At 25.9% G+C, this 6,447-nt stretch carries 4 protein-coding genes and 1 pseudogene; all 5 read left to right on the top strand.

The features are described from left to right. The first annotated feature begins 100 nt into the window (after positions 1-100). The 5 genes and pseudogenes from AJN60_RS07705 (at position 101) to AJN60_RS07680 (ending at position 6,319) form a co-directional block, all read left to right on the top strand. A complete protein-coding gene (locus AJN60_RS07705) occupies positions 101-970 on the top strand; it encodes a hypothetical protein (RefSeq protein ID WP_070286212.1) in 870 nt (289 codons plus the stop codon). 83 nt (positions 971-1,053) lie between these two features. Continuing rightward, positions 1,054-1,878 carry a hypothetical protein gene (locus tag AJN60_RS07700; protein WP_044780729.1) on the top strand — a complete coding sequence of 275 codons (825 nt, stop codon included), beginning with the start codon at positions 1,054-1,056 and terminating at the stop codon, positions 1,876-1,878. 33 nt (positions 1,879-1,911) lie between these two features. Beyond that, on the top strand, positions 1,912-3,789 hold the full coding sequence (locus AJN60_RS09600) for a hypothetical protein (protein ID WP_096738019.1): 1,878 nt from the start codon (positions 1,912-1,914) through the stop codon (positions 3,787-3,789). Further along, positions 3,782-5,055: pseudogene (locus AJN60_RS07685) on the top strand (hypothetical protein). The gene AJN60_RS09600 and the pseudogene AJN60_RS07685 overlap by 8 nt, the downstream one beginning before the upstream one ends. Further along, the gene (locus tag AJN60_RS07680) at positions 5,036-6,319 is read left to right on the top strand and encodes a hypothetical protein (protein ID WP_070243228.1); all 1,284 of its coding nucleotides are present in this window, start codon (positions 5,036-5,038) and stop codon (positions 6,317-6,319) included. Before AJN60_RS07685 ends, AJN60_RS07680 begins: the two are co-directional and overlap by 20 nt. The last annotated feature ends 128 nt before the right edge of the window (positions 6,320-6,447 follow it).

Here is a 6,447-nt window from a genome sequence, read left to right as displayed (position 1 = left end):
ACAAAACAAAGCAATACCATTATAGATGATATAAAAGAAGATTTTAAGATTGTATCTAATAATGCTATAATAAATAATACTAACTTTAAAGGTAAAAAAATTGCTTAAAATATCAAAAAAAATTTCTATTATAGTTTTTATTGTATTAGTTTTTATTGCAGTTGTTAGTAGTGTTTATGAGTTTATCCATGAAGCTCTAAAGTTTAAAGAAGATAATGAAAGCAAAGCAAGAGAAAATCTTAGTGCTTTAATCAAATGGAGTGAAAACGAAGGCAAGGAAGAATTAGAATATGCTAAGAATTTAAGCAAAGAAAACTATAATCAAGAAAAAGCTACACAAATGATTATTAAAAATCTTAAGATGATACAAGCTAGTATTGAAGATATAAGAATTTTAACTATTTATTCATTCCTAGATGAAGATGAGGAACTTTCAAGAAAAGCTAGTCGAATTGTTTTAAGAATAAATATGGATATTATACTTTATCTTTTAGATAATGAAAAAACTTTTATAGGACATAAAACTTATTTTTTATTTGACAAGGAAAGATTTAAAGTTTTTGAAGATTTTTTATTTTTTCTAAATACTCGTTTAAAAGAGGATTTTTTGCAAAAAAATGATAATGATTTTGAAATAATAGAAATTATAACATATATTAATCTATTGATTGGCTTAGATAGTGCGTTTGCTAATAATATGTACCTAAGAGAACTTTCAATAGCTCCTATTTGTGATTTAAATAATCCCAAAACCATAGTAATTCTAAATGGCATAGAAAAAATTAATATTGCAGTTGATAGATATATCAATCTTATAAATTCAAAAATTAAATTTATTGCCTATAAAGATGATTATCTTAAAATGAAAATAGAAAATATAAACAATAATTATCCAAAACTCAGACTCGGTCAAAAACAAACCAATAAACTTAAATCCATAAAATCCAAACTAAAAGAGTGTAAACAATGAACGAAGAATTGCAAAAAGAAGAATTACCTAGAAAAAAATTAAACGAAACAGAAAAGGATTTGCAAATTTATTTAGGAGTATAAATGAAAAAACTTCAGTTTTTATTTGACACAAAATTAAAAAAATTAGCTTGGATTATAGCTATATTGTTTATCGGATTTATAGGATATAATATACTTTTTTATACTGAATTTAAAAATGGTTATGCAAAAGTGATTTTACGCTCCAATGCAACACTTAATCAAAATTGGTATTGTATAAAAGAAGGTAAAAAACTGGATAGAAATGAAGTATTTGAAAGAGCTGCTAAAGATTTGCTTAAAAAGCTTTATGATTATGCACATAGTAAAAGATATTACAATGTAGCTCAAGAAGAGTGGCAATATCTTGGTACTAAATGTCATTTTGAAGATACAGATTGTCAATTTTTTAGTAATGGAAAGCAATTTGATATCAACGATATCATAAAACAAATTGATTTTAATAAAACTGAAGAAGAAAATATGCAAAAAATAATGCAGGGTTTTAACATTGTAAAACCATTTGAAGAAGAAAAAATTTTAATAGGGGATTTTGATAAAACGCAAAAGTTAAGCAATATAAAACTCAAATATTCTTTACTTTTTGATTATCGGGAAAGAATTTATCTTATTCACTATGATGTTAAATTTATAGCAATAGGTGGTTATGAATATTTTGTTACACCTTCAAGATTTGGTGATTATGATTATGGCTTATTAGTTAAAATGTATCTTATAGGCTATAAACACTCTAAAGAGAAATTCAATAAAGATGTTTTGGAAAGGTGGAAAAATGATAATTATTTTAGATACGAGTATTATCCTATTACAAATTGTGGTGAAGTAGAAATACGCGAAAATGATAATTTTATATGGGTTAATGAATAAAACTGAAATTTTAAGTATGGCAGGAAAAATAAAATGGGTTTTTTATTAAATTTAAAAGGTGATTATGGAATAGAAATTTTATCTTATTATCTTTGGGGAGAAAGCACGCCACCAAGTAATTTAGCTAAAAAAGATAATCGTGTGCTTATCGCTAAAGATTATAAAGCAAGAGATGAAAAAGAAATAATCATACAAGCTTCGGCACTTGATTATATGAAATATGTGGATAAATATACTAGTGCTGCAGATTTTAGAGTATTTCAAAAATTTTTTGATTGCGAATTTAGTAAAAAAGAACTTGAAAAATTTAAAGATAAAATAGAAGAAGAGATGTATATTTTAGAACTAGACGATATAGTAGAAACTAAGATGTATGGAGGCGTAAATCCATTTATTAATAGAGATGGAGAATATATCGAAGATAATAGAGCGTGTAAAAGAAGCCACTACTACTTAGATATAAACTCAAGTGATTATGCTAAAAGATCTTTTACTTTTGGAAGCACAAAAATAGCTTTCAATAAAAATGTTAAATTTCATATTAATGCTAAAACTTACAAAGCCGAATATATTTCTAATCTAAAGCTTTATCCACTCGATGATAATTTTGATTTTGAAAGTAATGATGGATTTGCAAAATATATAAATCTTTATTTAGAATACGAATTAGATCCATTAAAAATAGGTAGAACTGTTAATATTAAATTTATTGATCAAGAAAAAATTACACCTATGGTTATTTATAAAAGAGTATTTCAAATACTTCAAAAACAATCTTTTGAATCTCCAATTCCCTTTTTTCCTTCATTTAAAAAATATTATGATAATAATATCTTGCCATCTGGTGTGTTATATTTACAAGATGATAACTCCAAAACCCATTCAAAGCATTCTGCTTTCTTTAGTCAAAACGAACAAAATAACTCAAGCAACTCTTCATCAAACCCCAAAGAACCTTGCTTTATCACTTTATATTTAAAAGATGAACACAATAAACCCATTGCTAATGCTAAAATCATTATCAAAGGTTTTAAACATAATGAAGCTTTAAGAGTAGTTAATCTAAAAAGACGCAGTGATGAAAAGGGTAAAATAAGATTTGATAAAGAAAAGTATTTTAGTGATTGTTATAGCTTTAAAGTAAAGCTTGATGAAAGTGAAGCTTATTTTCCTACTCCTTTACAAAATGCTAAAAGGATATTTAATAATTATACCCATCACAAAGTTGGACTTATATTTAAATTTAAAGCAAAAGATCATTTAGTTTATGATGGATTTAATCTCTATCATTATAAAGGAAATGAATTGATTAATTCTTACATGGCAAGAAGTGGCACTGCTAAGGCAGACAATCAAAAAAGAAGTAAAAAACAAATTACACATTATTTTTACCAAGATGAAAAAGATAAAAGCAAAAGTGGAAAGGCTTATTTTTACTATGATGATGAAAGCATTCAAGATAGATTTGGCACTTTACCTGAAGGGGAGTATTATTTAAAAATCAATGAAATAGCTAAAGATACTAAGCCTAACTTTTTAAAAGATTATCCCTTTGAAATAGGAAAAACCTGGGGAAGATACTGCGTAAGATTATATACTGATAAAGAATGCTCTAAAACTTTTAAAGAAGTAAAAATAAAAGAAAGTAATGAAAAAGAAAACAAAACAAGCAAAAAAGATAAAAAAGAGCAAAGCATAATAAAAGATAATCTATATCTTTATAGCATCAATGAAAAGGGAGAGTTTGGCAGTAGTGGTAGCATAGGTATGGCACAAGCACAGTTATTAGAGGATTTAAATAAGCAAGCTAAGTTTGTGCGGAGTGAGGGGAAAAATATAATCTCACTTAAAGTGGCTTACCCTGAAAAAATAGATAATAAAATTATATTTGTAGGAAAAGTTTATGAATAAAACACTAATATTTCATGAAAATTCCCATATTGATTTAAATGCTTCTTTTGCACCAGGGACTTATATAAGCTTACAACTAGAAAAAGAAAGCGATGAAAAACTAAAATGGGCTTTTGTAGAATGTGAAAGCAAAGAAAAATTAAATTTATTATTACATGATTGTAATGGCTATATTGATGAAAAAAATCTTAAGGTATTATTTGAAAATGATGATTTGATTTATAATGAAAGCTATGAAGACAATATTTTATCCTTTTGCTTGCCTATAAATAGAAGCAACGAGCCTAAAGAAGACATACAAGATTATAAATACTACATAGTTTTATTTGCTTATAGTAGTGAAAAAACTATGCCTAATTTAGAAGATCATTACATCATCATAGATATGAGCTTTAGAGTGGGAGTTGGAGATGATGAGGATGTAGAAGAAAGTAAACTAAGGAATGATTTTAATAGTGATATAATTCAAACAAATTGTATTTTTAGTGTTTTTGAGGCTGTAGAGTTTTTAAAAGCTTGCCAAAGTTTTGAAGAAAAAGCAAAAGAAACAAATAATTATGAATTTTTTAAAAATTATCCCCAACTTGCAGGAAAAATTGCTTATATTTATTATAGATTTGATTTAGCTAATGAAAAATTTATTAAAAGTGTAAGTGATGGAGATAAGTATTTAAAAGAAAGGGAGAAATTTGTTAAAAAATTTATAGATGTTTATTCTGATGAGAAATTTTTTATCATACCAAGCTATAAAGCAAAATTTAGTGAATTTTCAAACAAAAGTGATGAGGAAAAAATTATGTTTTTTCAAGAATTTCTTGAAGATTTGGTAAAAGCTTTCGACATAGAACCACCAATTCCAACTATTTATAAAGAGTTTAAACAATACAATAACGGATCTTATAATAGTGTAGGAAAAAAAGCATTATATTTGAATTTAAAAAACAAAGAAGAACAGATATTATCAACTTTTTTTCACGAATTTAGACATTTTTATATTGATAAAAATAATTCTAAAGAAATAAAAAATCAACATACAGAAAGCATTTTAAACTCATATATTCTAATGAATATTTTAAATTTGAAAATGTTGTTATGTTTTGGGCGTATGATAAAAAATGCATAATTAGTAATAATTATACAGATTGTGTCGGAGTTAAACCTTATAAATACGGTATATTTTCAGATAAACCTGCAATTTATTGGTTTTCTCCAAGTGAAAGAGATGCGAGAATAAGCACATTTTATTTTGAAAAATATAGGGGTTGATATGTTAGAAGTAGCCATAAAGAATATATTTAAACATAAAGATTTCTTACAAACCAGAAAAGAACCTTATGCTATTTATTTAGCCATAAATACAAACATAAAAAGTTATAATAATATTTGTCCTAGCGAGCAATATTTTTGGAAATTTAATGATATGAATGAGCTTGAATGCTATAATCCAAAATTTGGCATATATCTTGGTAAAATTGTTTTTGATAAAAAAGGCAACAAACTCATCCCAAAATACATAGCCACTAAATTTGAAAATTTAGAAGAAGAAGTTAAAAAGATAAAAAATCCCTTATGGCTTGCTAATAAAAATCCTAATTATATTAAACCTAAATTTTATGATGGTATGGATGGGGGTTATTATTTTGAAAGTCCAAATAATTTAGAGTATCAATGTAAAATAGAAAAAGACACTCAAATTTTAAGCCAAGAACAAATCATTTCCTATGTGAAAGAACTTTATAGTAAAAACACAATGATAATAAAAAATTATATTGATGCAATCAATAAAAACCATGGCATAAAACCTTTCGTATTTAGTGATGAAATTTATGATCAATTAGGAGAAGTTGGCATTCTTACAAAAGAACAAGCTAATAATTTTAAAGATAAAAGTTATATTAAAAAAAATCCAATATTGCTTGCTATGCTTGATTATTTAGCAAAACAAAATAAAAAAGATGAAGATTATTTAATCACTTTTGATGATGAGTATTTTTATGCTGATTTGGTTTGGAGTTTAAAAGATTTCTTATTAGAGCTTTCTTATGGTTTGTTTCAAGATGAAACCAAGCTTCTTTTTAATCCTGCAGCTTATATGGATGACACAAAAATAGATTATAAAAATTTAAACGAAGAAATAAATAAGCGTTATGAAAAAATATTGCTTGATATGGGATTTGAAGGAGAAAATGGTTATTTTAATGATTATTATGATTATGGCTTTGGCAATAATGGTATTTTTAAATTTAGCATATATGATTATTTTGCTTATGATGAAATAGGAGTGCGCCCAATTCAACAAAGCCCATATGTTCCTCCTAGAAGCCCTTTTTATAGCCCTAATTTTGTCTATTCTGATGGAAATTATCACGGAGATGCAAAGCTTATCCCTTCTGCTTTAGGAAAGTATTATTTTGAGCTTTCCTATCAGAAAGGAGTTTATATAGAACTTTTACGCCCTTATTATCCAAGCATAAAAGATTTACCAGAAGGTTGGGACAATAAAATGCTAGAAAAAGCTAATTTAAAATAAATATGAGCATCCATGAAAAAACCTTTTTACAAACTTAAAAGATTTTATATACCTTGTGGTGTGCTTATAGCTTTGATTATTTTTATAAGCTTAACTTATCATTTTTTACAACGCCCTTTAGAGCTTAT

Origin of the sequence: Campylobacter sp. BCW_4323 (assembly GCF_001763115.1) — a bacterium.
In the GTDB taxonomy this organism is placed as follows: Bacteria; Campylobacterota; Campylobacteria; order Campylobacterales; family Campylobacteraceae; genus Campylobacter_D; species Campylobacter_D jejuni.
This window is presented reverse-complemented; position numbering and strand designations above follow the sequence as displayed.